This is a genomic window from Streptomyces hyaluromycini, assembly GCF_002217755.1.
Taxonomy (GTDB): domain Bacteria; phylum Actinomycetota; class Actinomycetes; order Streptomycetales; family Streptomycetaceae; genus Streptomyces; species Streptomyces hyaluromycini.
The window spans coordinates 218,813-243,937 of sequence record NZ_BCFL01000025.1 but is presented as its reverse complement, the minus strand read 5'-3'; the positions used below and the strand labels follow the sequence as shown (position 1 = coordinate 243,937).

The window sequence follows — 25,125 nt, the reverse complement described above, 5'->3', positions numbered from 1 at the left end:
CGGAGACCAACGGACCCTGTGTCAGAGGGTGTTGCACCGCGCGGCTCAGACGCGCAGCCGCTCCTCCTCGCCCCGCGCCACCGGCGCCACCGCCTCCGGTGCCTCGTCGTGCGTCAGGTCCGGCAGCCACCGCAGCCAGCTCGGCAGGTACCAGTTGCGCTCGCCGAGCAGCGCCATCACCGCCGGGAGCAGCACGCCCCGGATGACCGTCGCGTCGATCAGGACCGCGGCCGCCAGGCCCACGCCCATCTGCTTCATGGACTGCATGGACAGCGTGCCGAAGATCGCGAACACGGCGACCATGATGACGGCGGCGCTGGTGACGACCCCGGCCGTGGTGACCACGCCGTGCTGGATCGCGTCCTTGGTGGACCGGCCGCGCAGCCGGGCCTCGCGGATCCGGGAGACCACGAACACGTGGTAGTCCATGGACAGGCCGAACAGGATCACGAAGAGGAACAGCGGCAGCCAGGTGACGATCGCGCCGACGCCCTGGGCGCCCACCAGCGAGGCGCCCCAGCCGTGCTGGAAGACGGCGACGAGGATGCCGTAGGCGGCGCCCACCGAGAGCAGGTTGAGCAGGATCGAGGTGATCGCGACCGTCAGCGAGCGGAACGACAGCAGCATCAGGAGGAAGGCGAAGACGACGACGAAGGCGAAGACCGGGACCACCGAGCCGAGCAGCTGGTCGTTGAAGTCCTGGTTGCCCGCGACGCTGCCGGTCACCGGCGCCTGCACGCCGTCGACCTTGCCGAGGGTGGCCGGCCGTACCTCGTCGCGCAGCTTCTGCAGGCTCTTGCCGGCCTTGTCCATGTCGGAGCCGCCGACCAGCGGCACGGAGATCAGGGCGACGTTCTGCGCGTCGTGCAGCTTGATGTCGATCGGGCCGCGCGAGGCGCCCGAGCTGATCGCCCGCTCCTTGAAGTCGGTCAGCGCCTGCCTGACCTCGGGGGCGTTGATGTCCTTCGCCCTGACGACCACCTCGGCCGGCTCGGAGCCGCCCGGGAAGGCCTGGTTGACGCGGTCGTAGGTCTGTACGATCGGCAGCGAGTTCCCGAACTCCTGGTCCAGGGTGAGCTGCGAGGTCTTCATGCCGAGCGCGGGAGCGGAGATCGCGAGCAGGGCACCCACCGCGACGAGCACGGAGACCAGCGGCTTGGCGAGCACGCCCCGCAGCACCGCCGTCCAGAAGCGGCTCTCGGAAGGCCCGTGGGCCCGCTTGCGGCGGCGCAGGAAGGGGATGCGGCCCTTCTCGACCCGGTGGCCCAGCAGGGAGAGCAGGGCGGGCAGGACGGTCACGGAGCCGACCATGGCGACCGCGACGACCATCAGGGAGGCCAGGCCCATCGCCTCGAACTCGGCGAGACCGGTGAAGAGCATGCCCGCCATCGCCACGCACACCGTGACACCCGAGACGATGATCGCCCGGCCGCTGGTGGCGGCGGCGATGCGGAGTGCGGCGCCCGGGTCCCGGCCGGCTTCCCGCTCCTCGCGCTCCCGGCGCAGGTAGAAGAGGCAGTAGTCGACGCCGACGGCCATGCCGACCAGCAGCATGACGGAGTTGGCGGTGTCGCTCATCGGCTGTAGATGGCTGACCAGGCCCATCAGGCCCATCGTCGCCACGATCGCGGTGATCGCGAGGCCGACCGGGAGCAGGGCCGCCACCAGCGCGCCGAAGGCGATCAGCAGGATGCCGAAGGCCACCGGCACGGCGGAGTACTCGGCCCGCTTGAAGTCCTTGCCGAAGGCGTCGTCGTACTGCTTCTTCATGCTGGCGCTGCCGATCTCCTCGATCCGCAGCGTGCCGTGCGCCTTCTGCACCCCGGCGACCGCGTCCAGCACCGGCTCGACCCGGTCGCCGGCGGTCTCGGAGTCGCCGCGCATGTCGAACTGGACCAGCGCGCTGCGGCCGTCCTTCGAGATCGTCCCGGTGGTGTAGGGCGAGGTGACGCCCGTGACCCTGCCGGTGCCGTCGACGGCCTTGACGACGTCCGCGACGGCGGCCTTGAATGCGGCGTCCGTGGCCTTGACCGACGGGTCCTCGGCCTGGATCAGGACCGTCTCGCTCGCCGGTTCCTTGATGCCCGCGTCGTCGATGATCTTCGCGGCGGTGTGGGTCTCGCCCTTCAGCTGGTCGCTCTCGTTGACGTCGACCCGGCCGGCCGCCGAGCCGAGCCCCATCGCCAGGACGACGAACAGCACCCATATGCCGACGGCGGCCCAGCGATGCCGGGCGCTCCAGCCGCCGGCCCGGGCGGCCAGCCCCCGCACCCGTGTCGATCCGTTCCCCATGACGGGATCCATGACGGGAATGCCCCCTCGTGTGCGGTGACGGCCCCGGCCGCCACGGTTTCTTTCGCGACTTCTTTCGTTCGATTCGAAGGTATGGGGCCGATAAGAACGACTCGTCGTACTGCCCGGTGAAGTACGGCGGCCGTCTCTCGTCGCCGAGGAGGATGTCGGGCCCTTACATCTATCCACCCATCTCGGGGGTGATGATCAGGGGTGTCCCTTCCGACGACGGGGATCCTCTTTGTGATTGCGAAACCTTGTTGAACAAGTCACAGGTGCGTGTAGGAGTTGCTCCGGGCCGGTCCGATCGGCCAGAGTTTCGGGCAGCCAGGCTTGCCCGGCACGGCCGTCGTGCCCACCCCCACGGGGCACGACGGCCGTTCTAAGGTGTTCGAATGACGACGTATGCGGCGCTGCTGCGCGGGATCAACGTGGGCGGCAACAAGAAGCTCCCGATGGCCGAACTGCGCGCACTGATGACCGGCCTGGGGTACGACTCCGTCCAGACCTATCTGCAGAGCGGGCAGGCCGCCTTCACCGCCGCCCACGGGGACACCGAGTCCCTCGCGGCGGAGCTCGCCAAGGCGATCGAGGAGCGGTTCGGCTTCTCCGCCGACGTGCTCGTCCGCGACCACGCCTACCTGAAGGCGGTCGTCGAGGCCTGCCCGTTCCCGGCCGCCGAGCTGGCGGCCAAGCAGCTCCACGTCACCTACCTCTCCGGGCCGGTCGCCCCGGAGCGCTACGCGGATATCGACCCCGCCGCCCACCTCCCGGAGGAGTTCCGGCTGGGCGACCGCGCGCTCTACCTCTACGCCCCGGACGGCCTCGGCCGCTCCAAGCTCGCCGAGGCGCTGTCCCGGCCCCGGATCCACAAGGGGCTGACCGCCACCACCCGGAACTGGAACACGGTGGTCAAGCTGGTGGAGCTCACAGCCGGGGAGGCATGACCCTGCCCCAGGGGCGGGGCCAACGCCTGTGCGAGGCTCGTCCCATGCGCTACATCATCATCGGAGCAGGGGCCGTCGGCGGTGCGATCGGCGGGCGGCTGGCCGGCGCGGGACACGAGGTCGTCCTGGTGGCACGGGGCGCGCACCACGCGGCGCTGCGGGACGGCGGGCTGCGGCTGAAGGTGCCGGACGGCGAGTACACGTACCGGCTGCAGGCCGTCACCGGGCCCGGGGAACTGGGCGAGTTGCGGGCGGACGACGTCCTCGTCCTCGCCGTCAAGACACAGGACACCGTGACCGCCCTGGGGACCTGGGGGCCGGCACCGGTCTCGGGCGGCGGTACGGCGGCGGAGCGGCTGCCCCTGTTCTGCGCCCAGAACGGCGTGGAGGGCCAGCGCCTCGCCCTGCGCGTCTTCCGGCACGTGTACGGCGTCTGCGTCTGGCTGCCGTCGACCTTCGTCGAACCGGGTGTCGTCTCCGCCGGCGGCGCCCCGCTCACCGGCATGCTGCACCTGGGCCGTCACCCCCACGGCACCGACGCGACCGCCCGGCTGGTCGCCGCCGACCTGGAGAAGTCGCACTTCGAGGCGCCGGTCGTGCCCGACGTGGCGCGCTGGCAGTACGCCAAACTGCTGTCCAACCTGGGCAACGCGCTGGAGGCCGTCGCCGGGCCCATAGCCGACGACGCGGCCATGAACCTGTTCCGGCGGGTGCGGGCCGAGGGCGAGACCGTGCTCGACGCGGCCGGGATCGCGTACGCGAGCGCCGAGGAGCAGAAGGCGGTGCGCGGCCGCAAGGTGGACCTGGTCCCGCTGGACGGCGCCCCGCGCGGCGGCGGCTCCTCCTGGCAGTCCCTCAGCCGCGGCACCGGCACCATCGAGGCCGACTACCTCAACGGCGAGATCGCCCTGCTGGGACGCCTGCACGGCGTGCCGACCCCGCTCAACGACCTGCTCCAGCAGCTGGCCAACACGTTCGCGCGCGAGCGCCGGGCGCCCGGCGCGATGCCGGTCGGCGAACTGACCCGCCTGGCCGACGAGGCCGCCGGCACCGCTGCCGACTGATCAACTGCCGGACACTCGCAAGCCGTTGGGCACCCGAACCGGTAAAGCCCCTGGTGTGACACGGTTGCCGGACGCGACGCAGAAGGAAGTGCCGGTCACGGCGCAGCGCTTGCGAGAGCCTGCCCCGGGCCGGCTGTTCGCGGTCCGACGGACAGGGGAGCGCCGGACCGCGAACACCGAACCGCGAACACCGAACCGTCGCTCAGGCCCCCACGGCCGCCAGGGCCGGGGTGCGCGCCGCGTCGTACCGCTCCAGCAGCACCCGCGCCACCTCGGGTGCCGGGCCGAGCACCTCGGCCAGCACGTCCGCCTCCGCCGCGCCCCGCGCGATCCGGTCGGGCAGGAAGCCGGGGGCGAGGACGTACGGGGCCACGGCCACCCGGGCGCAGCCCAGTTCCCGCAGTTCCCGTACGGCTTCCTCGGTGCGGGGCAGGGACGCGGAGGCGAACGCGGGCCGCACGGCGTACCAGCCGGTGTGCCGCCACTCCCGCGCGAGGTCCGCGATCACCGCGATCGCCTCCGGGTCGCTGGACCCCGCAGAGGCCAGCACGACCCCGGTCGAGGCCTTGTCGGCGGGGGTCAACCCCGCCTCGTACAGCCGCCGTTCGAGGGCCGACAGGAGCAGCGGGGACGGGCCCAGCACCTCGGCCTGGCGGATCCGCAGCTGCGGCGGCGCATCCCGCAGCACGGCCGGGATGTCCGCCTTCGCATGGAAGGCGCGGGTGAGCAGCAGGGGGAGGGCCACGACGTCCCGTACGCCCTCCGCCGCCAGCGACTCCAGCACCCCGTGCACGGACGGGATGTTGAAGTCCAGGAAGCCGGTCTCCACGCGCAGCCCGGGCCGCAGCGACCGTACCCGGCGCATCAGGGCGTGGACGGTCGCCGCATGCCGCGGATCACGGCTGCCGTGGGCGATGACGAGGAGAACGGGCTTCGTACGCATGGACCTCAGCTCTTCACCAGCAGACCGCGGCTGCGCAGCACCCACCGCTCCAGCGGACTGAAGATCAGCAGGTCGATCGCGATGCCGACGAACAGGATCAGGATGATGGCCTCGAACACCATCGCCATGTCGCTGGCGGTGCGCGCGTTCTCCAGGAGCTGGCCGAGGCCCACGCCGAGGTCGGGGAAGCTCGCGATGATCTCCGCCGCCATCAGCGAGCGCCAGGAGAACGCCCAGCCCTGCTTCAGACCCGCCACATAGCCGGGCATGGCGGCCGGCAGCACGACGTGCCAGATGCCCTTGACGCCGGTCGCGCCCATGGTGCGTCCGGCCCGCAGGAACAGCGGCGGCACCTGGTCGACGCCGGACACCAGGCCGTTGGCGATGGAGGGGACCGCGCCGAGCAGGATCACGGCGTACATCATCGAGTTGTTAAGGCCCAGCCAGATCACGGCCGGCGGCACCCACGCCACCGACGGCAGCGACTGGAGGCCGGACAGGATCGGGCCGATCGCCGCGCGCACGAACTTCACCCGCGCCACCAGCAGCCCCAGCGGGGTGCCGATGACGAGAGCGAAGAGGAAGCCGAGCAGGCCGCGGCTGACGCTGGTCCAGATGTAGCCGAGCAGGTCGCCCTTGAGCCAGGCGTCCTTGAACGCGTCGCCCACCGCGGCCGGCGAGGGCAGCTTGGACGGGTCGTCGACGACCGGTACGAGCAGCGTCCAGACCACGAGGACCACGGCGAGCGCGATGATCGGGGGCAGGATCTTGCCGGTGAAGGTCTGGCGGAGGGTCGGGCGGCTGGTGGCCGTCGTCTCCAGGGCGTCGAGGCCGGCCTCGACACTTCCGGCGTCCTTGGCCGGCGTCGTCTCAGTGCTGGCCATGACGGCGGATCTCCCCACGCAGTACGTCGGTTATCTCAAGGGACAGTTCGGCCACGGGCGCGTCCTCGATGCGGCGCGGCTGCGGTATGCCGACCTCCCACTCGCGGGCTATCCGGCCGGGGCGGGACGACAGCAGGATCACGCGCTGGGCGAGCCGTACCGCCTCGCGCACGTTGTGCGTGACGAACAGGACGGAGAGGCCGGTCTCCTCCCAGATCCGGGTCAGCTCGTCGTGCAGCACGTCCCGGGTGATGGCGTCCAGGGCCGAGAACGGCTCGTCCATCAGCAGCAGCCTGCTCTCCTGGGCGAGCGAACGGGCCAGGGCGGCCCGCTGGCGCATACCGCCGGACAGCTCGTGGACGCGCTTGCCGTACGCGCCCTTCAGCCGGACCAGTTCGAGCAGTTGCTCGGCCTTGTCCCGGCGGTCGTTCTTGGGCACCCCCCTGAGCTTCAGGGCGAGTTCGATGTTCTTGCCCGCGGTCAGCCACGGGAAGAGGGCGTGCTCCTGGAACATCAGGGCGGGCCGCCCGTCCGTCGCGATGGAGCCCGCGGTGGGGCGGTCGAGCCCCGCCACCAGGTTCAGCAGCGTGGACTTGCCGCAGCCCGAGGCCCCCAGGAGGGTGACGAACTCGCCCGGCGCGACATCGAGGGTGATGTCGTCCAGGACGAGCTGCTGCCCGCCCGGAGTCGCGAAGGACTTCGAGACATGCTCAAGGCGTGCCGCGTACTCGACCGACTCGTCGGCCTTGGCGAGTGTCGTGGTCGTGGCCATGGTCGTCACCTCCTGGGAACTCGTCGGGACCGGGGTCAGCTGCTGCCGAGACCGGCGGCGTCGACCGGGCTCTGGCCGTCGGCCTTCAGCACCTTGTTGAGGAGCGTCAGGTCGTAGATGTTCTTCAGCAGCGGGTCGGTGAGCAGACCGGCCTTGACGGCGTGCTGGGCCTCGGTGTTGAGGGTGGAGGCCAGCGGGTCGTCGGTGAACTGGATGGAGGACCAGGCCGAGTTGAGGACGTCGTCCGGCAGCGCCTTGCCGGAGTCGATCGCCAGCTGCTTGTTGGCCGAGGTCTTCGCCGCGTCCGGGTTGGCGTTGATCCACTTGTTGGTCTCGACCGAGCCCTTGAGGACCGCCTCGACGACCTTCGGGTGCGCCTTCAGGAACTTCTGCGACACGATGATGTTCGTGATCACGAACTTCTTGTCGGGCCACAGCGTGGACTCGTCGAGCAGCACCTTGCCGCCCTCGGCGACCAGCTTGGACGCGGTCGGCTCCGGCACCCAGGCGCCGTCGATGGAACCGGCCTTGAAGGCGTCCGGGGTGATCTTGTTGTCGGTGCGGACGACCGTGACGTCACCCTTGCCGCTCTGCGCGTCGACCTTCCAGCCCTGGTCGGCGATCCAGTTGAGGAACGCCACGTCCTGCGTGTTGCCCAGCTGAGGCGTGGCGATCTTCTTGCCCTTGACGTCCGCCAGCGACTTGATCTTCTTCGGGTTGACGACCAGCTTCACGCCGCCGGACGCCGAACCGCCGATGATCTTCAGGTCGGTGCCGTTGGACTTGGTGTAGCCGTTGATCGACGGGGAGGGGCCGATCCAGCCGATGTCGATCGAGCCCGAGTTGAGCGCCTCGATCTCGGAGGGGCCCGCGTTGAAGATCGCGTACTTCGCCTGGGTGGCGCCGAGCTCCTTCTGGAAGAAGCCCTTCTGGTTGCCGACCAGCGCGGTCGCGTGGGTCAGGTTGCCGAAGTAGCCGATCTTGACGGTGTCGAGGCCGTCGATCTTCTTGGCCCCGGCGGCGACCTTGGTGGTGTCGCTCTTGTCGGAGTCCGACCCGTATCCGCAGGCGGCGAGCGTGAGCAGGGGGAGCGCGGCGAGCGCGGCTATGCCGCGGCGCAGGAGCTTGGAGCGGTTGGCAGGCACGGGAGGTTTTCCTCTCGTTGGCCCGGCGGTCACGGTCTCTCAGGTCGTGGCCGGGAGGTCGGCAGGTCTTCGTCGCATCCGGGACGTCGGGTGGGGGGCCAGGGCGCGCAGGCAGTGCGCGTACGTCATCGCGCACATCGCGCCACCCCGCCCTGCCCGCTCCCGAGAGCACCGCTGCCGACGCGGCCGCCCTCCTTCGCGAACGTCGCGTAGACGTCGGTCATCGTCATGTCAGAAGTCCCAGCCGTCGTCTTCGGACTCGTCCTTGACCGGCTCGGGGGAGGCGAACGACTCGCCGACCATGCCCGCGGTGAGCGTGGTGCCGTCGGCGGGGTCGATCAGGATGAACGAGCCGGTGCGGCGCGAGTCCGCGTAGGAGTCGACCGGCAGCGGCTCGGCGGTACGGATCTTCACCCGGCCGATGTCGTTGGCGACGAGCTGTCCCGGGTGCGGGTGCAGGGACAGGTCGTCGAGCGTGAGCCGGGACGGGATGTCCTTGACGACGGCCTTGACCGTGCGGGTGCCGTGCTTGAGGAGCACCCGGTGCCCGACGGTCAGCGGCTGGTCGGCGACGTGGCAGACGGTCGCCTCGACGTCCTGGGTGGTCGCCGGGGCGTCCTTCGTCGGCACGATCAGGTCGCCGCGCGAGACGTCGATGTCGTCCGTGAGCAGGACGGTCACCGACTGGGTGGTCCACGCCGCGTCGACCGGCGTGCCGAGCAGGTCGATGCCGGAGATCGTCGTCGTGCGGCCGGACGGCAGGACCGTGACCGGCTCGCCGACGTGGAACGTGCCGGCCGCGATCTGGCCGGCGTAGCCCCGGTAGTCCGGGTGCTCGGCGGTCTGCGGGCGGATCACGTACTGCACGGGCAGCCGGGCGTGGCAGTGCGCCAGGTCGTGGCTGACCGGGACGGTCTCCAGGTGCTCCAGGACGGTGGGGCCGCCGTACCAGTCCATGTTCGCGGACGGTTCCACGACGTTGTCGCCGACGAGCGCCGAGATCGGGATCGCGGTGACCTCGGGGACGCCCAGCTCGGTCGCGTACGCCGTGAACTCCTCGGCGATCCCGGCGAAGATCGCCTCCTGGTAGCCGACCAGGTCCATCTTGTTGATGGCGAGGACGACGTGCGGGACGCGCAGCAGGGCGGCGATCGCGGCGTGTCGGCGGGTCTGCTCGACGACGCCGTTGCGGGCGTCGACCAGGACCACGGTCAGCTCGGCGGTGGAGGCGCCGGTGACCATGTTGCGGGTGTACTGCACATGGCCCGGGGTGTCGGCGAGGATGAAGCGGCGCTTGGGGGTGGCGAAGTAGCGGTAGGCCACGTCGATGGTGATGCCCTGTTCGCGCTCGGCGCGCAGGCCGTCGGTGAGGAGGGCGAGGTCGGGGGTGTCCTGGCCGCGGCTGGCGGAGGCGCGCTCGACGGCTTCCAGCTGGTCGGTGAGGACCGACTTGGAGTCGTGCAGGAGCCGTCCGACGAGGGTGGACTTGCCGTCGTCGACGGAGCCGGCGGTGGCGAACCGCAGCAGGGTCGTCTCGGTGAGGCCGAGTTCCGTGGTGCTGGTGCTCATGCTTAGAAGTACCCCTCGCGCTTGCGGTCTTCCATCGCGGCCTCGGAGAGCTTGTCGTCGGCCCGGGTGGCGCCGCGCTCGGTGAGCCGGGAGGCGGCGATCTCGGCGATCACGGCGTCCAGCGTGCCGGCGTCGGAGTCGACGGCGCCGGTGCAGGACATGTCACCGACGGTCCGGTAGCGCACCTGGCGCTTCTCGACGCTCTCGCCGTTCTTCGGGCCGCCCCACTCACCGGCGGTCAGCCACATGCCGCCGCGCTGGAACACCTCGCGCTCGTGCGCGAAGTAGATCTGCGGCAGCTCGATGCCCTCGCGGGCGATGTACTGCCAGACGTCCAGCTCGGTCCAGTTGCTCAACGGGAACACGCGGACGTGCTCGCCGGGGGCGTGCCGGCCGTTGTACAGGTTCCACAGTTCGGGGCGCTGGCGGCGCGGGTCCCACTGGGAGAACTCGTCGCGCAGGGAGAAGACGCGCTCCTTGGCGCGGGCCTTCTCCTCGTCCCGGCGGCCACCGCCGAAGACCGCGTCGAACTTCTCGCTCTGGATCTTCTCGGTCAGCGGAAGCGTCTGCAGCGGGTTGCGGACGCCGTCCGGACGCTCCTTGAGCACACCGCGGTCGATGTAGTCCTGTACGGAGGCCACATGGAGGCGCAGCCCATGTGCGGCCACCACACGGTCCCGGTACTCAAGGACCTCGGGGAAGTTGTGTCCGGTGTCCACGTGCAGCAGCGAGAACGGGACCGCCGCCGGGGCGAACGCCTTCAGCGCCAGGTGCAGCATGACGATGGAGTCCTTGCCGCCGGAGAACAGGATCACCGGCCGCTCGAACTCGCCCGCCACCTCACGGAAGATGTGGACCGCCTCGGACTCCAGCGCGTCCAGATGGGACAGGGCGTACGGGGTGCCCGTGCCCTCCCCGTGAGCCGCCACGGTCGTCGTCATGCCAGTCCCTTCCCGCTCAGCAGGGCGTGCACGGACGCCGCGGACTCCTGGACGCTCTGGTGCTGCGACTCGATCCGCAGATCGGGTGTCTCGGGCTCCTCGTACGGGTCGTCGACGCCGGTCAGCCCGGTCAGCTCACCCGCGGCCTGCTTGGCGTACAGACCCTTCACATCGCGTACGGAGCACACCTCGACCGGAGTCGCCACGTGCACCTCGACGTACGCGGTGCCGTTCTCGTCGTGGCGCTTGCGCACCGCGTCACGGCTGTCCGCGTAGGGGGCGATCACCGGGACGAGCGCCTTGACGCCGTTACGGGCCAGCAGTTCGGCGACGAAACCGATGCGCTGCACGTTGGTGTGCCGGTCCTCGCGGCTGAAGCCGAGGCCCGCCGAGATGAACTCGCGGATCTCGTCGCCGTCGAGCACCTCGACGAGGTGGCCCTCCGCGCGCAGCCGGCCGGCCAGTTCGTACGCGATGGTGGTCTTGCCGGCACTCGGCAGACCCGTGAGCCAGACGGTGGCTCCGGTCGTCACGTTGTTCTCCTGGTTCGTCGAATGGGTCTTCGAAAGCCCGGTGGTCGTCATCCGTGCAGTCCGCACTCGGTCTTGGCCCGCCCCGCCCAGCGGCCGGCGCGCGCGTCCTCGCCCTCCAGCACCCGGCGGGTGCAGGGGGCGCAGCCGACGGACGTGTAGCCGTCCATCAGCAGGGGGTTGGTCAGCACCCCGTGTTCGGCGACGTAGTCGTCCACGTCGTCCTGGGTCCAGCGGGCGATCGGGGAGATCTTGACCTTCTGCCGCTTCTCGTCCCAGCCGACGACCGGGGTGTTCGCCCGGGTCTCCGACTCGTCGCGGCGCAGTCCGGTCGCCCAGGCGGCGTAGTTCTTCAGGCCCCGCTCCAGCGGCTGGACCTTGCGGAGCCTGCAGCACAGGTCGGGATCGCGGTCGTGCAGCTTGGGGCCGTACTCCGCGTCCTGCTCGGCGACGGTCTGGCGCGGGGTGAGGGTGATGACGTTGACGTCCATCACGGCCTCGACCGCGTCCCGGGTGCCGATGGTCTCCGGGAAGTGGTAGCCGGTGTCGAGGAAGACGACGTCGACGCCTTTCTGGACCCGGGACGCCAGGTGGGCCACCACCGCGTCCTCCATGGAGGAGGTCACGCAGAAGCCCTTGCCGAAGGTGTCCACCGCCCACTGGAGGATCTCCAGGGCGGAGGCGTCTTCGAGGTCGCGGCCGGCCTGCTCGGCCAGCGCCTTCAAGTCGTCGGTCGTACGGTCTTCCTGAGCCGTGGTCATATCGGTTCCCCTCCAGCTTCGGAGTGCTTCAGCCCCCGGGCGAGCAGCCCGAGGAACTTCAGCTGGAATGCGCGGTTGCAGGCCGCGCATTCCCAGGCGCCGTGGCCCTGCTCGCTGGGACGCAGATCCTCGTCACCGCAGTAGGGGCAGTAGAAGGGGGCGGCCCGCTCGCTCATGAGAGGGCCTCCTCACTGGCGCGGGCGGCCCAGGCGGCGAACCGCTCGCCGTCCGCGCGCTCCGCCTGGAAGCGCCTGAGCACCCGCTCGACGTAGTCCGGCAGCTCGTCCGAGGTCACCTTGAGACCGCGGACCTTGCGGCCGAAACCGGCCTCCAGGCCGAGCGCGCCGCCCAGGTGCACCTGGAAGCCCTCGACCTGCTCGCCCGCGTCGTTCAGGACCAGCTGGCCCTTGAGACCGATGTCCGCGACCTGGATACGGGCGCAGGCGTTCGGGCAGCCGTTGATGTTGATGGTGAGCGGCTCGTCGAACTCGGGCAGCCGGCGCTCCAGCTCGTCGATCAGGGTGGAGCCGCGCTGCTTGGTCTCGACGATCGCGAGCTTGCAGTACTCGATGCCGGTGCAGGCCATGGTGCCGCGCCGGAACGAGGACGGCCGGGCGGTGAGGTCCAGCGCCTCCAGGGCCTCGACCAGCGACTCGACCTGGTCCTCCGTGACATCGAGGACGATCATCTTCTGCTCGACGGTGGTCCGCACCCGGCCCGAGCCGTGCGCCTCGGCGAGGTCCGCGATCTTCGCGAGGGTGGCGCCGTCCACCCGGCCGACCCGCGGGGCGAACCCGACGTAGAAGTTGCCGTCCTGCTGCCGGTGCACACCGACGTGGTCCCGCCAGCGCTGCAGCGGCTCGGCCGGCGCGGGGCCGTCGACGAGCTTCCGCTTGAGGTACTCGTCCTCCAGGATCTGGCGGAACTTCTCCGCGCCCCAGTCGGCGACCAGGAACTTCAGCCGGGCGCGGGTGCGCAGCCGCCGGTAGCCGTAGTCCCGGAAGATGCCGATCACGCCGGCCCAGACGTCCGGGACCTCGTCCAGCGGCACCCAGGCGCCGAGCCGGACACCGATCTTCGGGTTGGTGGACAGGCCGCCGCCCACCCACAGGTCGAAGCCGGGGCCGTGCTCGGGGTGCTCCACACCGACGAACGCGATGTCGTTGATCTCGTGCACCACGTCCAGCAGCGGCGAGCCGGAGATCGCGGACTTGAACTTGCGCGGCAGGTTGGAGAACTCCTTGCTGCCGATGTACCGCTTGTTGATCTCGTCGATCGCCCAGCTGCCGTCGATGATCTCGTCCTCGGCGATGCCGGCCACCGGCGAGCCGATGACGACACGCGGGGTGTCGCCGCACGCCTCGGTGGTGGACAGGCCGACGGCCTCCAGGCGCTGCCAGATCTCCGGCACGTCCTCGATGCGGATCCAGTGCAGCTGGATGTTCTGCCGGTCGGTGACGTCCGCGCTGCCCCGGGCGAACTCCTGCGAGATCTCGCCGATCACCCGCAGCTGCCGGGTCGTGAGGCGACCGCCGTCGATCCGCACCCGCAGCATGAAGTACTTGTCGTCCAGCTCCTCCGGCTCCAGGATGGCGGTCTTGCCGCCGTCGATGCCGGGCTTGCGCTGCGTGTACAGGCCCCACCAGCGCATCCGTCCGCGCAGGTCGTTGGGGTCGATCGAGTCGAAGCCGCGCTTGGAGTAGATCGTCTCAATGCGTGTCCGCACATTGAGACCGTCGTCGTCCTTCTTGAACTGCTCGTTGCCGTTGAGCGGGGTGTGGTGACCCATAGCCCACTGCCCCTCGCCGCGGTGACGGCTCACCTTGCGGCGGGGCGCGGACGCGGCAGGGTTCTGCGGGGTGGCGGCCATGGCGATATACGTCCTTCAGACAGCGGGGAAGCGGCTCTGACCTGCGCCTGCGGGCGCACGGGGGGCATGTGTGCGCGGCACTGCGCAAGGGAGGTCTGGACAGGAAAGCGCGGCGGTGCTGTGCTCTCAGCCCGCCGGACAGATGGCGCTGGACATGCGGCCGAGGTCGACGTGCCGCCGACTCACCAAGGCAATTCCAGTTCCAGACATGACGGAAGCGTGTCACGCGGATCTCCGGCCAGTCCACCATTGTCCGCGATTCGGACGAATCTATTCTGAATACTGAGACGGAGTGTTGTGGGTCACGCCCCGTTCCGCGCGGTGGTGTGCGCCCCGGGCCACGGACCGGGCGCCGAGACGTCCGGTTCCTCCTCGCTCTTCGTGTCGAAGAGCCGGAACCCCCGCCGCTGATAGTTCGCCATCGCGTGCTCGCCGTCCAGACTGCAGGTGTGCACCCACACCCGCTTCGTCGGCGGCCGCCCGTCCCACCGCTCCGCCAGGTCCCAGGCCCGCGCGACACCGTACGAGAGCAGGTGGCCGCCGATCCGCCGGCCCCGGAACGCCGGGATCAGACCGAAGTAGACGATCTCCACCACACCGGCGTCCTGCGGCTCGAGTTCCACGTAGCCCGCCGGGGTGCCCCGGTCGTAGGCGACCCAGGTCTCCACGCCCGGCCGCTCCAGGTGCTGCTGCCAGCGGGCGTAGCTCCAGCCCAGCCGGTCGGTCCAGCGGATGTCGCCGCCGACCGAGGCGTACAGGAAGCGGCTGAACTCGGGGGAGGGGACCTCGGAGCGGACGATCCCGACCGTGTCGCCGTCCGGGACGGCGGCGGGCCGGAGGTCGGCCGGGGAGGTCTGCTCCAGGGACCAGGTGGTGACGACGATGCTGCTCATGGGAGCCAGGCAATCATCCCGGCCCCGGGCATGTCGACAGCGGTCCGCCGGCGCGACGCGCCGCCGGCCGCCGGCCGTTCGACGCGCCGTCGGCCGTTATCCGAGCGACGCGTCGATCGAGCGCAGCGGGACCGAGAACAGCATGCGGCTCGTGACCGACCACACCTCGCCCGTGTCCGGCGCATAGGAGAGCGAGCCGGTGTCCTCGCCCCAGCAGCGGTGCGAGGCGTCCGAGCCGCAGCCGGCCGCGTGGGCACCCTTGGAGTCCTGCCGCCACAGACTGCCGTGCCCGTCCATGGCGCCGGGCAGATGCCCCACGTACCACTCGGAGTCCGTCGCGCCCGGCGGCCGGTACGACAGGACGCCCCGGATCTCCGAGGCCCCGGTCCGGTAGGCCTCGACCGCGTCCGCCCGGCCGAAGGTGTCCGTGGCGAGCAGTCCGTCACGCTTCGGGCTCTCGTCGAACGCGTACCGCCACAGCCGGGCGTGCTGATCGCTGTCGGCGGGCGTCCACTCGCCGAGGACCAGGCTGTCCGGGGCCGTCCCCCGGTCTACGGAGAGCGCGCTCGGACAGGGCGCGCCGGTCCGGGAGCAGGCTCCGGCGGTGTAGCGGTACGAGCCCACGGCGGGCATCACGTACCGGAAGCCGTCGGCCGACCAGCCGCCGGACACCCGGCCGACCGCGTCGGTCAGCACCGAGGTGCGCTGGATGCGGTTGAGGTCGTAGACGTAGAGCGCGTCGGCACTGCCCTGGGCGGTGGTGACCAGGAGCTTGTCCTCGTACCAGGCCATGCCGGAGATCTGCGAGGTCAGGCCCCGGTAGGTGCTGCCGTCGGCGCTGGGCACGGTCAGCAGGACCCAGGAGTAGGAGGGGTGGGCGGGGTCGTTCGCGTTGATCACCGCGACCCTGGCCAGGCCCCGGGAGGCGGCGGGGCCGGTGGTGGCGCTGTGCGTCCAGCCGGCCAGGACGACACGGTTGGCGCCCCACAGGCCGTCGTCGTCCGCCTCCGAGGAGGTGGTCACCGAGGCCGGCTGCCAGTCGTCGGTGAGGGTGTCGGTGGGGTCCCAGCAGTACGCCTCGGTGGCGGCCGGGGTGACCGGCAGCGAGTCCCGGTCGTCGGAGTCGCAGTCGGCCGCCGCACGCAGGGTGTGGTCGGACTCCGCCAGCACGTCGGCGACCCCGACCGTGCCGCCCATCGCGGAGGAGAGCCGGTCCAGCGAGCGGCGCGGTACGAGGTGTTCCTGGAGCTGCAGCGGGGCGATGTCGGTGGTGGAGGTCAGTGGCTTCAGCGCGCCGGGGTCCTCGGCGACCGTGGCCTGCGAGGCGCTGACGATGGTGGCCGTCGCGGTGAGCGCCAGTGCGGTCCCGGCCAGGGCTGCGCGCAGTGCCGCACCCCGTCTGCGCCGCCGGTGTCTGCCGCGATGCTTCATGTGTCCTCCCGAGGCGGGCCAACTGCGCCTGATGGTCCGAGCGTTGACCAAGGAGCAGGTGGGGAGGCCCGTACTCGGATGCTACGGCAGCCGGAGGCGCCGTACCTCGAAGACCCCGCAAATATGCGGAAGATACCTCCTCCGATGCCCCGGATGCGTTAAATATGTCCGGGGGCGGGGACCTTCATCTGGGCCGCGGGCCCGGCGTCCGGCCCGCCGCCACGGCCGGGGCAGTCGAGTACGGCAGCAGGTCGCGCGGGTCGTCGGGGAGCAGCACCTCGATCTCGGCGTCGTCACGGAAGCGGTACGGCCGGTGTTCGAGAAGTGCCCCGAGATACCGCCGGATCCTGGACATCTCGGCGCGTACGGTCACGGTCCGCGAGGCGTCCCCGAAGACGTCCTCGGCCAGCCCGGCCGCGCTGCGCCCGGCGCGCCGCACCGCCAGGAGGTACAGCAACTCGGCGTGTCGGGGACTGAGTTCACGGGACCACGAGCCCGCGCCGCCGCCGACCGTCATGGAGGGCCGGCGCGGCCGGGCCAGGTCGAGCACGAGCCGGCCCCCGCCCGCCGGCGCCGGCTCGTCCACCGCCCGCAGCAGCCAGCCCCCGGCCAGCGGCTCCACCGCGCACAGCCCGAGCGCGGGCAGCCACCGGCGCCCCGGCGACAGTGACTTGGGCAGCGCGAGCCGCCGTGGATACGGCATGCCGGTGACCGCCGCGGTCCAGCCGTCGGTGTCCACCACCAGCGCCCGCCCGCCGAGCCGGGCCAGCACCGGAGCCGCGACCGCCCGCAGCCGCTCCAGCGCGTTCAGGTGCAGCTCCCGCAGCCGGGCCTCGGCGAGCTTCGCCACCGAGTTCACCCAGGCCAGGGTGGCCGGGTGCATCGTCTCCAGCGGGCCGCTGACGTCCACCACGCCGAGCAGACTGCCGTCCCGGGGGTCCGTGATCGGGGCGCCGGAACACGTCCAGGAGACGTGCGAGCGGACGAAGTGCTCGGCGGCGAACACCTGTACGGGCCTGCGTACCACCGCCGGGGTGCCGACCCCGTTGGTGCCGACGACGTCTTCGCGCCAGTCGGCGCCGAGTTCGAAGCCCAGCCCGTCCGCCTTGCGCAGTACCGGCGACGAACCCTCCCGCCACAGCACCCGGCCGTCGGCATCCGCCACCACCATGATGTGGTGGGCGACGTCCGCGACCGAAAGCAGCCCCTCGCGCAGGACCGGCAGCACGTCCTTGAGCGGTGACTCCTCACGTCTGCGCCGGACTTCGTCGGCGGACAGCAGCCCCGAACGGAAGTCGTGGTCGGGGTCGACGCCGCTGCGCAGCATCCGCCCCCAGGACTGTTCGATCACCGGCCGGGGCGCGACCCGCCCACGTTGTCCGGCGAGTCTGGCCTCGCGCACCTCGTTCAGTACCCGCGCCGCCTGCGCCGCGTCCTTCGCGGCGAGTCGCGCCACGTCCATCGGCGGGTTCCCCACTGAGGTCCTCCCGGATACGCCTCGAAAAAGGCATCGATGAGTCGCTGTCAAGCCGTCCGGGCGGCGGTTTCCGGTCCGACTGCGCGTCTTATACTGCCGTTTTCCGGTGCCGGAGGCACACAGTCCGCACACAGTCACCGATATGTTGCAACCCCTTGCAACCCTGGTGAACGAGCCGGAGGTGGCCGAAACTTGAGCGGACGCCGCGGCGTCGGAGGCCTGCATATGGGCCGAAGAGGCGGGGGTGGTGCCGTGTCGGCGCAGCACCACCCCTGCCGGCGGCGCGTTGGCCGTCGCGGCAGGGGGTGCGGCTTGCGGTGCGTTGGCGGCTGACGGTTGTGTCGGGCTGGTCGCGCAGTTCCCCGCGCCCCTGGGGAGTTGCAGGGAGCGTCCTCAGCAAGCTCGGGCTCGGTCCACCACCGCTGTGAGGTCCAGGCTGCTTGGCAGCGTGCCGAACGTCGAACCCCAGTCGGTACCCAGCCTCGACGCGCAGAAGGCGTCTGCCACCTCCGGCGGGGCGAAGCGGACCAGCAGCGAACCCTGGAGGACCGTTGCCAGGCGTTCCACCAGGCGTCTGGCTCGGGCCTCCATGCCCTCCAGGTCGGCCAGTTCGGAGAAGAGGTCCTTGACCGCGCGGTCCAGGCGGTGGTCGGCGCCGTGGGCCCGGCCGATCTCCTGGAGGTAGGCGTCCAGTGCGCCCGGTTCGCGTTGCAGGGCGCGGAGTACGTCCAGGGCCTGGACGTTGCCGGCCCCCTCCCAGACCGAGTTGAGCGGGGACTCGCGGACCAGTCGGGGCAGGCCCGACTCCTCCACGTAGCCGTTGCCGCCCAGACACTCCGCCGCCTCCACGACGAGTGGCGCGCAGCGCTTGGTCACCCAGTACTTGGCGGCGGGCAAGGCCAGCCGGAGCAGGGCCCGTTCGGACTCGCCGTCGTCGTCGTAGGCCGCGGCCAGCCGCAGCGCGAGGGTGGTCGCGGCCTCCGACTCGATCGCGAGGTCGGCCAGTACGTTGCGCATCAGCGGCTTGTCGGCCAGCCGCCCGCCGAACGCCTCGCGGTGCGTGGCGTGGTGCACGGCCTGCGCCACCGCCTGCCGCATCAGCCCCGCCGAGCCCAGCACACAGTCCAGCCGGGTCGCGGCGACCATCTCGATGATGGTCCGCACCCCGCGCCCCTCTTCGCCCACCCGTCGCGCCCAGGTCCCGTCGAACTCGACCTCGCCCGACGCGTTCGACCGGTTGCCGAGCTTGTCCTTGAGCCGCTGGAGGAGGAAGACGTTGCGGGTGCCGTCCGCCAGGACGCGCGGCACGAGAAAGCAGGTGAGACCGGCCGGTGCCTGGGCCAGCACCAGGAAGCCGTCCGACATCGGTGCCGAGCAGAACCACTTGTGTCCGGTGAGGGTGTACGTCCCGGCCTCGGCGAGCGGGGTGGCGGTGGTCGTGTTCGCCCGGACGTCGCTGCCACCCTGCTTCTCCGTCATGCCCATGCCGAACAGGGCGCCGGCCTTCCGCGCGGTCGGCCGCAGCTCACGGTCGTAGATCGTGGACGTCAGCAGCGGCTCCCACACGGCGGCCAGCTCCGGGTCGGTGCGCAGCGCGGGCACCGCCGCGTTGGTCATCGACAGCGGGCAGCAGTTGCCGGCCTCGACCTGGGTCCAGACCAGGAAGGCGGCGGCCCGCCGGACGTGCCCGGACGGCCGTACCCAGCCGGTGGTCAGGCCCGCGCCGACACCCTTGCCGAGCAGCCGGTGCCAGGCGGGATGGAACTCGACCTCGTCGATCCGGTGGCCGTAGCGGTCGTGGGTGCGCAGCCGCGGCGGGTGCTCGTTCGCCTGTGCCCCCCACTCCTGCACCTGCGCCGAGCCGGCCGAGGCGCCGATCCCCGACAGCTCGGTGCGTACCTCGCCGAGCAGCTCGGGGTCGGTGTGCCGCTCGACGGCCTCGACGAGGGCCCGGTCGGCGGCGAAGAGGTCGTATCCGGCCAGCGGAGGCGGCTGGTTGCTGACGGTATGCGTGGTGTTGCCTGCCATGTCTGCGAACCTACCCGGGGGCGGCGGCGGTGGTCTCCAGCCTGACACAACGGCCCCGCCCACCGCGTCCGCCCCGGCCGGGGCCCCGTGAGGTGAGGAGGGTCCCGGACGGCGGATACCGTTAGGGCGTGCAGCCAGCAAGCGATACTCCCGAGCGGCCCTCCGGCCGGCTCCACCGGGCCCGAGCCCTCTACCGGAACGTCTCCAAGCGCAGGACCGCCTGGCTGCTGCTCAAGGACACCGTCAATTCCTGCATGGAGTACCGCATCCTCGGCCTCGCCGCCGAGGCCGCCTTCTTCACCCTGCTGTCCGTCCCGCCGCTGCTGCTCAGCCTCATCGGACTGCTCGGCTACGTCGACGCCTGGACCGGTGCCCACACCATCGCCAGCCTGGAGACCAACCTCCTGGACGCCTCCCGTACGGTCCTGTCGGACAAGGGCGTGAAGGAGATCGCCGAGCCGATCCTGCACGACGTGGTACGCGGCGGCCGCCCCGACGTCATCTCCATCGGCTTCCTGTTCGCCCTGTGGTCGGGTTCCCGCGCGGTGAACGTCTTCATCGACACGATCACGGTGATGTACGGCCTCGACGGCGTCCGGGGCATCGTGAAGACCCGGATCGTCTCCTTCCTGCTCTTCATCGCCGCGCTGCTGATCGGCTCGGTGGCGCTGCCGCTGATGGTGGCGGGACCGGACGCGGTGGTCGGGATCGTGCCCTGGTCGGAGACGCTCGTACAGGTCCTGTACTGGCCGGTCGTGATCGTCCTGTCCGTCGTCTTCCTGACCACGCTGTACCACGTGTCCGTACCGGTCCGCTCCCCGTGGATCGAGGACGTGCCCGGCGCTCTGGTCGCCCTGGCCATGTGGGTCCTCGGCAGCTTCCTGCTGCGCATCTACCTGACCCACACCATCGAGGGCGCGACGATCTACGGCTCGCTCGCCGCGTCCGTCGCCGTGCTCCTGTGGATCGGCGTGGCGGCCTTCGCCGTGCTGGTCGGCGCCGCCGTGAACGCCGCGATCGACCGGGTCTGGCCGGCCGCCGCGACGGCCGCGGCGCGCGCCGCCAACGAGCGGCTGCGGGAGGCCCAGGTCGCCGAGTACGTGGCCCGCGCGGCCGCGGCGCGGGAGGCCGATCCCGGGGACCCCGACGACCCCGACATGCCGTCGGAGTTCCCGGAGCGCTGGTCCCGGTTCCTGCCGCCGGAGGACGTCACGGCGCGGTTGCGGGCGCATGTGAAGAGCAGCCATCCGCCTCACAAGCCGGAGGCTTGAGGGCCGACGCCGGGTTCGATTCGGGGGGAGGCGTTGTCGGCGGGGTGCGGGCGCGTCGTGGTTGCTCGCGCAGTTCCCCGCGCCCCTACGGGGCGCGAACGGACGGGGTGCCATCGGACGGGGCGCGTCTACGCTGGCGGCTGTGTACAAGGAGCGGGCGTCCCGGGTCTCCGGTGCGGTTGTCTGGGTGAACAGGACCGACGAGGGCGGCGCCGGGCGGGTGCTGCCCGACGGGTGTATGGATCTGCTCTGGCATGACGGGCGGCTGCTGGTGGCCGGGCCCGATACGCGTGCCTACGTGTCCGAGGGTGCCCAGGGTGCGTGGGTGGGCCTTCGTTTCTGTCCCGGTACCGCGCCCGGCGTCCTCGGCGTGCCGGCGTACGCGCTGCTTGACCAGCGCGTCGAGCTGAGCGACCTGTGGCCGGTCGCCGACGTGCGGCGGCTGCGGGACCGGGTCGCGGGTGCGGGCGATCCGGCCGGCGCGCTGGAGGAGATCGCCCTGGAACGGGCGCTGCCCTCCGACCCGTCGCTGCGACGGCTGGTCGAAGCCCTGGGCGCGGGGCGCCCCGTCGCAGCCGTCGCCGACGAACTCGGCGTCGGTGCCCGCCAACTGCACCGGCGCAGTCGTGCCGCCTTCGGCTACGGGCCCAAGACGCTGGCCCGGGTGCTCCGGATGCAGCGGGCGCTCGCGCTCGCCCGGGCCGGGGTGCCGCTCGCGGAGACGGCCGTCCGGGCGGGGTACGCGGATCAGCCCCATCTGGCCCGGGACGTACGGGAGCTGGCGGGGCTGCCGCTGACCGGGCTACTCGGCGGGTAGCGGGGCGAACAGGTCGACGCCGTTGCCGTCGGGGTCGTGCACCGTGGCGTACCGCTGGCCCCAGAACGCGTCCCACGGCTTGAGTTCGCCGTGGTAGCCGGCGCCGACCAGGTCGTCGTAGAGCGCGTCGACCCCGGCGGGCGAGTCGCAGCGGAAGGCGAGGGCCACCCGGCCGCCGCCGGCCGGCGGGTGCCAGGCCGGGTGGAAGGAGCGGATCGTCTCCTCCGTGTCCAGGGCGAGGGTGAGCCCGCCGGGCAACTCGGCCTCGACGTGCGGCTGTTCCTCGGCGCCGGGCGGGAAGGCCAGGCCGAGACGGCGGTAGAAGGCGAGGGACGCGGCCAGGTCGGAGGTGACGAGACCGATCACGGCGAATCGTGGAGTCATGCCGTCACGGTAGACGGGGGGCGGACGCCGGTCTTGAAGGAATCGGACACCGGGCTCAGCCGAAGGTCACCGGGCCGTGCGGGGTGCCGACGATGAAGGACAGCGACACCGGCCCCGCGGAGAGGGTCAGCTCCGTGCCCAGGGCCGCCAGCAGGGGGCGGAGCTCCGCTAGGTCGGGCGTCGCCAGCACCAGGTGGTCGAGGAACGGGGGAATGGTGTCCATCCCGGCCGAGGCTACCCGCTCCCGGTGCGGTACCGGTGGCTCCGGGAGCGAGAAAAAAACCGGTCCCCTGTGGAACGCCTGTGCGGCACGATGAGCGCATGATCCGTGCCGTGCGCGTCCTGCCGCCCCTGCTCCTCGCCGCCGCCCTGCTCACCGGATGCGGCACCGAGAAGGCGGACCCCGGAGCCTCCGGAGCTTCCGGTGCCCCCGCCGACCCGGCCGAACTGGCCTCCAAGGCAAAGGCGTTGGGGATCGCCCCGGAGATGGTCTACGTCACCGACGCGCCGGGGTTCACCCTCGCCCAGCAGTCCGTCGGCGTACAGGGCGACGACGGCTTCTCCGCCTCGTACGCGGACAAGGCCGGCGCCGTCATCCACCTCTACACCGACCACCTGCGCTACGCCGGGCAGCACAAGTACGAGGTGTCGGAGAAGGGCTGCGTGGTGTGGCTGGAGGGCGAGGGCGGCGTTACCGGCGCCGTGCTGGGCAAGGCGCTGCGCGCCGTCCACCGTCCCACCGCCGCCGAACTCGACACCCTGCTGCCCACCCCCGACCCGGCCTTCACCGACGACCAGCCCGTGCAGCGCGGCGACCTGCCGAGCGACGGCGGGGCGCCCGACAACAGCGTGCCGACGCCGGGCCTTTGAGCCGGCCCCGGTCGTGGGCGATCATGCGGGCATGGCCCCTCGACTGCTGGTCCACACCCGTACCACCGGCTACCGCCACGACTCCATCCCCGACGCCGTCTCCGCCGTACGGGAGTTCACCGATGTCGACGTCGACGCCACCGAGGACCCGGCCGCCCTCGAACAGCCCCTGGACGGGTACGCGGCCGTCGTCTTCCTCTCCACCAGCGGGGAGATCCTGACCCCGGCAGGACGCGCGCGGCTCGCCGCCTACGTCGAGGCGGGCGGCGGCTTCGCCGGCGTGCACGCGGCGGCCTGCACCGAGTACGACTGGCCGTACTACGGCGGACTCCTCGGCGCCCGCTTCGACCGCCACCCGGAGTACCAGCCCGGCCGGGCGCTGGTCGAGGACCACGACCACCCCGCGACCCGGCACCTGCCCGCCGCCTGGGACTTCACCGACGAGTGGTACGACTTCCGCGACAACCCGCGCGGCCGGGTCCGGGTCCTGCTGCGCGCCGACGAGACGTCGTACGACGGGGGCGGGATGGGGGACGACCATCCGCTGGCCTGGTGCCGGGAGCAGGGGGCCGGACGGGTGTTCTACACCGCCCTGGGTCACGCCCGGGAGGCGTACCGGGATTCCGGCTTCCTGGCCCACCTCCACGGGGGTGTGGCCTGGGCCGCACGGCTGGTCCAGTGACGTTTCTCCGGTGAACCGGATCCGCCATTGGGGTGAGTAAAGGTCGCGCACGGAGATAGTCACGTGCGTATCTAGAGATGCTCTTGTCTTGGCAAAGGGCTGTCGAGACGCGGAGGCCTGTCGTGTCGCCGCGCCACCCACCCACAGGAGGAGCCGGACCTTGACTTACGGAAAGAAGCTGCGCGAGCAGATCGCCGGGCCGGGGACCACCCCGCTGATCGGCGTCTACGACATGTACTCGGCGTCGATCGCGGCCAAACACTACGACGGGATGTTCGTATCGGGCTTCGGCTTCGCCGCCTCGTACTACGGCCTGCCGGACATCGGGTTCATCGCCTGGCCCGACATGGTGGCGTTCGTCCAGCGGCTGCGGGGCGCGTTCCCGCACCACCATCTCCTCGTCGACATCGACGACGGGTACGTCGATCCCGAGGTCGCCTGCCACGTCGTGGAGGGACTGGAGCGGATCGGTGCCTCCGGGGTGATCCTGGAGGACCAGAAGCGGCCCCGCCGCTGCGGGCACGCCGACGGCAAGCAGGTGCTGCCCCTGGAGGAGTACCTGGACAAGCTGGAGAAGGTCCTGGAGACCCGCCAGGACCTGGTCGTCGTGGCCCGCACGGACGCCACCGACGAGCACGACATCCTGCACCGCGCGGAGCGGCTCGCCGCCACCGACGCCGACGTGATCCTGGTCGACGGGGTGCGCAGCGAGGAGTGGATCCGCCGGATCCGCAAGGTCGTCGGCGACAAACCGCTGCTCTTCAACCAGATCGCCGGCGGCAAGTCGCCCCGGCTCTCGCTCACCGAGCTGGACGACCTCGGCGTCGACGTCGCGATCTACTCCACGCCCTGTCTCTTCGCCGCGCACGAGGCGATGGACTCGGCGCTGAGCGAGCTGAAGTCCGCGGACGGCCGGCTGCCGTCCGTCGACGCGACCAGTGGCGTGGGCGTCAAGGCGTCCACCACCCTGCTGGAGCGCAACATCGCCCGGGAACGGCTCGACGAGCCCGAGGGCGTGGGCGTGTGACGCGGCTGCGGACCGCCGCGGCCCTCACCGCGGCGCTGCTCGGCGCGGCCGTGGCCCCCGCGCACGCGGCCGACAGCCTGATCACCGTGCTGGACAACTCCAACGCGGACTCCATCCTGGAGGTGGACCGCACGGCGAACATCCAGGCAGGCAGAGGCACGGCCGGCAGTGACCACGACGGCAGCGCCGTGGACGCGATCCAGGCGCTGCTCGGGGAGCCGCGTCAGGGCGACGACGACTGAGAGACCGGACGGTGGGGAGCTGCGGGTCCGTTGTGGCTGGACCCGCAGCTCCTGGCGCCCCTGGCGGGGCGCTTTGCCTCAGTCCTCGTTCAGGTCCGGGCGGCCGTTCTCGTCCAGTTCCACGTCCTCCTTCGGGTCGTGTTCGTCGGCCGCCGGGACGGCCACCGCGGTGTGGGGCCGGGCCGGGGCGAGGGTCAGGGGCGTGGCCCGGGCGGTGCCCAGGGCCGTGGTCACGGCGGCCACGGCCAGGGCACAGGCCGCCGCGGTGCGCAGGGTGGGATTCAT

General features: G+C 71.4%; 27 protein-coding genes. 8 read left to right on the top strand and 19 right to left on the bottom strand.

What is annotated here, in order from left to right; translation table 11 throughout:
• Positions 1-45 precede the first annotated feature (45 nt).
• Positions 46-2,292, bottom strand: a complete 2,247-nt coding sequence (locus SSP29_RS33545) for an MMPL family transporter (protein WP_089104639.1) — start codon at positions 2,290-2,292, stop codon at positions 46-48.
• Positions 2,293-2,687: 395 nt separating this feature from the next.
• Between SSP29_RS33545 and SSP29_RS33540 the strand changes: the two genes are divergently transcribed.
• Both SSP29_RS33540 and SSP29_RS33535 read left to right on the top strand, forming a co-directional pair.
• Entirely contained in the window at positions 2,688-3,239 is a 552-nt protein-coding gene (locus SSP29_RS33540) for a DUF1697 domain-containing protein (protein ID WP_089104638.1), read from the top strand.
• A gap of 44 nt (positions 3,240-3,283) precedes the next feature.
• Positions 3,284-4,303, top strand: coding sequence for a ketopantoate reductase family protein (locus SSP29_RS33535; RefSeq protein ID WP_089104637.1), 1,020 nt, complete (start codon positions 3,284-3,286; stop codon positions 4,301-4,303).
• A 202-nt stretch (positions 4,304-4,505) separates the two neighbouring features.
• On the opposite strand, the gene SSP29_RS33530 is transcribed toward SSP29_RS33535, so the two are convergent.
• The 15 genes from SSP29_RS33530 to SSP29_RS33460 form a co-directional block, all read right to left on the bottom strand.
• A complete protein-coding gene (locus SSP29_RS33530) occupies positions 4,506-5,246 on the bottom strand; it encodes a sirohydrochlorin chelatase (protein WP_089104636.1) in 741 nt (246 codons plus the stop codon).
• Positions 5,247-5,251: 5 nt separating this feature from the next.
• Positions 5,252-6,130 (bottom strand): ABC transporter permease, encoded by an 879-nt coding sequence (locus SSP29_RS33525; protein ID WP_089104635.1) that lies wholly within the window; start codon positions 6,128-6,130, stop codon positions 5,252-5,254.
• The gene (locus SSP29_RS33520) at positions 6,117-6,902 is read right to left on the bottom strand and encodes an ABC transporter ATP-binding protein (RefSeq protein ID WP_089104634.1); all 786 of its coding nucleotides are present in this window, start codon (positions 6,900-6,902) and stop codon (positions 6,117-6,119) included. The genes SSP29_RS33525 and SSP29_RS33520 overlap by 14 nt, the downstream gene beginning before the upstream one ends.
• Positions 6,903-6,937: 35 nt before the next feature.
• Positions 6,938-8,047, bottom strand: a complete 1,110-nt coding sequence (locus SSP29_RS33515; RefSeq protein WP_089104633.1) for an aliphatic sulfonate ABC transporter substrate-binding protein — start codon at positions 8,045-8,047, stop codon at positions 6,938-6,940.
• Between the two features lie 231 nt (positions 8,048-8,278).
• Positions 8,279-9,616: a sulfate adenylyltransferase subunit 1 gene (locus SSP29_RS33505; RefSeq protein ID WP_089104631.1), complete on the bottom strand. Its 1,338-nt coding sequence runs from the start codon at positions 9,614-9,616 to the stop codon at positions 8,279-8,281.
• A gap of 2 nt (positions 9,617-9,618) precedes the next feature.
• Positions 9,619-10,557, bottom strand: coding sequence for a sulfate adenylyltransferase subunit CysD (gene cysD, locus SSP29_RS33500; protein ID WP_089104630.1), 939 nt, complete (start codon positions 10,555-10,557; stop codon positions 9,619-9,621).
• The gene (gene cysC / locus SSP29_RS33495) at positions 10,554-11,141 is read right to left on the bottom strand and encodes an adenylyl-sulfate kinase (RefSeq protein WP_089104629.1); all 588 of its coding nucleotides are present in this window, start codon (positions 11,139-11,141) and stop codon (positions 10,554-10,556) included. The genes cysD and cysC overlap by 4 nt, the downstream gene beginning before the upstream one ends.
• A complete protein-coding gene (locus tag SSP29_RS33490) occupies positions 11,138-11,848 on the bottom strand; it encodes a phosphoadenylyl-sulfate reductase (RefSeq protein WP_089104628.1) in 711 nt (236 codons plus the stop codon). Before SSP29_RS33490 ends, cysC begins: the two co-directional genes overlap by 4 nt.
• A complete protein-coding gene (locus tag SSP29_RS56885) occupies positions 11,845-12,024 on the bottom strand; it encodes a hypothetical protein (protein WP_089104627.1) in 180 nt (59 codons plus the stop codon). The genes SSP29_RS33490 and SSP29_RS56885 overlap by 4 nt, the downstream gene beginning before the upstream one ends.
• Positions 12,021-13,718 carry a nitrite/sulfite reductase gene (locus tag SSP29_RS33480; RefSeq protein WP_089104626.1) on the bottom strand — a complete coding sequence of 566 codons (1,698 nt, stop codon included), beginning with the start codon at positions 13,716-13,718 and terminating at the stop codon, positions 12,021-12,023. The genes SSP29_RS56885 and SSP29_RS33480 overlap by 4 nt, the downstream gene beginning before the upstream one ends.
• A 126-nt stretch (positions 13,719-13,844) precedes the next feature.
• Positions 13,845-13,928, bottom strand: a complete 84-nt coding sequence (locus tag SSP29_RS61355) for a putative leader peptide (RefSeq protein ID WP_309500612.1) — start codon at positions 13,926-13,928, stop codon at positions 13,845-13,847.
• Positions 13,929-14,020: 92 nt separating this feature from the next.
• Complete coding sequence (locus SSP29_RS33475; protein ID WP_089104625.1) at positions 14,021-14,611, bottom strand: GNAT family N-acetyltransferase; 591 nt, start codon at positions 14,609-14,611, stop codon at positions 14,021-14,023.
• A 96-nt stretch (positions 14,612-14,707) separates the two neighbouring features.
• Positions 14,708-16,042 (bottom strand): hypothetical protein, encoded by a 1,335-nt coding sequence (locus tag SSP29_RS33470; RefSeq protein ID WP_089104624.1) that lies wholly within the window; start codon positions 16,040-16,042, stop codon positions 14,708-14,710.
• 184 nt (positions 16,043-16,226) lie between these two features.
• Complete coding sequence (locus SSP29_RS33465) at positions 16,227-17,504, bottom strand: GAF domain-containing protein (protein ID WP_174856032.1); 1,278 nt, start codon at positions 17,502-17,504, stop codon at positions 16,227-16,229.
• A 408-nt stretch (positions 17,505-17,912) separates the two neighbouring features.
• Complete coding sequence (locus SSP29_RS33460; RefSeq protein ID WP_089104622.1) at positions 17,913-19,547, bottom strand: acyl-CoA dehydrogenase family protein; 1,635 nt, start codon at positions 19,545-19,547, stop codon at positions 17,913-17,915.
• Between the two features lie 128 nt (positions 19,548-19,675).
• On the opposite strand from SSP29_RS33460, the gene SSP29_RS33455 reads away from it, so the two are divergent.
• Complete coding sequence (locus SSP29_RS33455; protein ID WP_089104621.1) at positions 19,676-20,818, top strand: YihY/virulence factor BrkB family protein; 1,143 nt, start codon at positions 19,676-19,678, stop codon at positions 20,816-20,818.
• Positions 20,819-20,960: 142 nt separating this feature from the next.
• The gene (locus SSP29_RS33450) at positions 20,961-21,635 is read left to right on the top strand and encodes a helix-turn-helix transcriptional regulator (protein ID WP_089104620.1); all 675 of its coding nucleotides are present in this window, start codon (positions 20,961-20,963) and stop codon (positions 21,633-21,635) included.
• Here the strand turns inward: SSP29_RS33450 and SSP29_RS33445 are convergent.
• Positions 21,621-22,019, bottom strand: coding sequence for a VOC family protein (locus tag SSP29_RS33445; protein ID WP_089104619.1), 399 nt, complete (start codon positions 22,017-22,019; stop codon positions 21,621-21,623). The genes SSP29_RS33450 and SSP29_RS33445 overlap by 15 nt on opposite strands.
• A gap of 55 nt (positions 22,020-22,074) precedes the next feature.
• Positions 22,075-22,242 (bottom strand): hypothetical protein, encoded by a 168-nt coding sequence (locus tag SSP29_RS56880; RefSeq protein ID WP_368669272.1) that lies wholly within the window; start codon positions 22,240-22,242, stop codon positions 22,075-22,077.
• 98 nt (positions 22,243-22,340) lie between these two features.
• Here SSP29_RS56880 and SSP29_RS33440 point away from each other — a divergent pair, with 98 nt between their 5' ends.
• From SSP29_RS33440 to SSP29_RS33425, 4 genes are all read left to right on the top strand, one after another.
• Positions 22,341-22,889, top strand: a complete 549-nt coding sequence (locus SSP29_RS33440) for a membrane lipoprotein (protein ID WP_089104767.1) — start codon at positions 22,341-22,343, stop codon at positions 22,887-22,889.
• A gap of 31 nt (positions 22,890-22,920) precedes the next feature.
• On the top strand, positions 22,921-23,571 hold the full coding sequence (locus SSP29_RS33435; protein ID WP_089104618.1) for a ThuA domain-containing protein: 651 nt from the start codon (positions 22,921-22,923) through the stop codon (positions 23,569-23,571).
• A gap of 160 nt (positions 23,572-23,731) precedes the next feature.
• The gene (locus SSP29_RS33430) at positions 23,732-24,598 is read left to right on the top strand and encodes an isocitrate lyase/PEP mutase family protein (protein WP_089104617.1); all 867 of its coding nucleotides are present in this window, start codon (positions 23,732-23,734) and stop codon (positions 24,596-24,598) included.
• Positions 24,595-24,840 carry a hypothetical protein gene (locus SSP29_RS33425; protein ID WP_150135395.1) on the top strand — a complete coding sequence of 82 codons (246 nt, stop codon included), beginning with the start codon at positions 24,595-24,597 and terminating at the stop codon, positions 24,838-24,840. The genes SSP29_RS33430 and SSP29_RS33425 overlap by 4 nt, the downstream gene beginning before the upstream one ends.
• Before the next feature lie 78 nt (positions 24,841-24,918).
• Here SSP29_RS33425 and SSP29_RS33420 read toward each other — a convergent pair whose 3' ends face one another.
• A complete protein-coding gene (locus SSP29_RS33420) occupies positions 24,919-25,125 on the bottom strand; it encodes a hypothetical protein (RefSeq protein WP_089104616.1) in 207 nt (68 codons plus the stop codon).

Excerpts from the sequence above, each read along its gene's own strand:
- SSP29_RS33420 (WP_089104616.1), bottom strand. The coding sequence starts at position 25,125 with ATGAATCCCACCCTGCGCACCGCGGCGGCCTGTGCCCTGGCCGTGGCC.
- SSP29_RS33520 (WP_089104634.1), bottom strand. The coding sequence starts at position 6,902 with ATGGCCACGACCACGACACTCGCCAAGGCCGACGAGTCGGTCGAGTAC.
- SSP29_RS33435 (WP_089104618.1), top strand. The coding sequence starts at position 22,921 with ATGGCCCCTCGACTGCTGGTCCACACCCGTACCACCGGCTACCGCCAC.
- SSP29_RS61355 (WP_309500612.1), bottom strand. The coding sequence starts at position 13,928 with ATGTCTGGAACTGGAATTGCCTTGGTGAGTCGGCGGCACGTCGACCTC.
- SSP29_RS56885 (WP_089104627.1), bottom strand. The coding sequence starts at position 12,024 with ATGAGCGAGCGGGCCGCCCCCTTCTACTGCCCCTACTGCGGTGACGAG.
- SSP29_RS33535 (WP_089104637.1), top strand. The coding sequence starts at position 3,284 with ATGCGCTACATCATCATCGGAGCAGGGGCCGTCGGCGGTGCGATCGGC.
- SSP29_RS33545 (WP_089104639.1), bottom strand. The coding sequence starts at position 2,292 with ATGGGGAACGGATCGACACGGGTGCGGGGGCTGGCCGCCCGGGCCGGC.
- cysD (WP_089104630.1), bottom strand. The coding sequence starts at position 10,557 with ATGACGACGACCGTGGCGGCTCACGGGGAGGGCACGGGCACCCCGTAC.
- SSP29_RS33530 (WP_089104636.1), bottom strand. The coding sequence starts at position 5,246 with ATGCGTACGAAGCCCGTTCTCCTCGTCATCGCCCACGGCAGCCGTGAT.
- SSP29_RS33445 (WP_089104619.1), bottom strand. The coding sequence starts at position 22,019 with ATGACTCCACGATTCGCCGTGATCGGTCTCGTCACCTCCGACCTGGCC.
- SSP29_RS33470 (WP_089104624.1), bottom strand. The coding sequence starts at position 16,042 with ATGAAGCATCGCGGCAGACACCGGCGGCGCAGACGGGGTGCGGCACTG.
- SSP29_RS56880 (WP_368669272.1), bottom strand. The coding sequence starts at position 22,242 with ATGGACACCATTCCCCCGTTCCTCGACCACCTGGTGCTGGCGACGCCC.
- SSP29_RS33505 (WP_089104631.1), bottom strand. The coding sequence starts at position 9,616 with ATGAGCACCAGCACCACGGAACTCGGCCTCACCGAGACGACCCTGCTG.
- SSP29_RS33465 (WP_174856032.1), bottom strand. The coding sequence starts at position 17,504 with ATGGACGTGGCGCGACTCGCCGCGAAGGACGCGGCGCAGGCGGCGCGG.
- SSP29_RS33490 (WP_089104628.1), bottom strand. The coding sequence starts at position 11,848 with ATGACCACGGCTCAGGAAGACCGTACGACCGACGACTTGAAGGCGCTG.
- SSP29_RS33540 (WP_089104638.1), top strand. The coding sequence starts at position 2,688 with ATGACGACGTATGCGGCGCTGCTGCGCGGGATCAACGTGGGCGGCAAC.
- cysC (WP_089104629.1), bottom strand. The coding sequence starts at position 11,141 with ATGACGACCACCGGGCTTTCGAAGACCCATTCGACGAACCAGGAGAAC.
- SSP29_RS33475 (WP_089104625.1), bottom strand. The coding sequence starts at position 14,611 with ATGAGCAGCATCGTCGTCACCACCTGGTCCCTGGAGCAGACCTCCCCG.
- SSP29_RS33440 (WP_089104767.1), top strand. The coding sequence starts at position 22,341 with ATGATCCGTGCCGTGCGCGTCCTGCCGCCCCTGCTCCTCGCCGCCGCC.
- SSP29_RS33460 (WP_089104622.1), bottom strand. The coding sequence starts at position 19,547 with ATGGCAGGCAACACCACGCATACCGTCAGCAACCAGCCGCCTCCGCTG.
- SSP29_RS33480 (WP_089104626.1), bottom strand. The coding sequence starts at position 13,718 with ATGGCCGCCACCCCGCAGAACCCTGCCGCGTCCGCGCCCCGCCGCAAG.
- SSP29_RS33525 (WP_089104635.1), bottom strand. The coding sequence starts at position 6,130 with ATGGCCAGCACTGAGACGACGCCGGCCAAGGACGCCGGAAGTGTCGAG.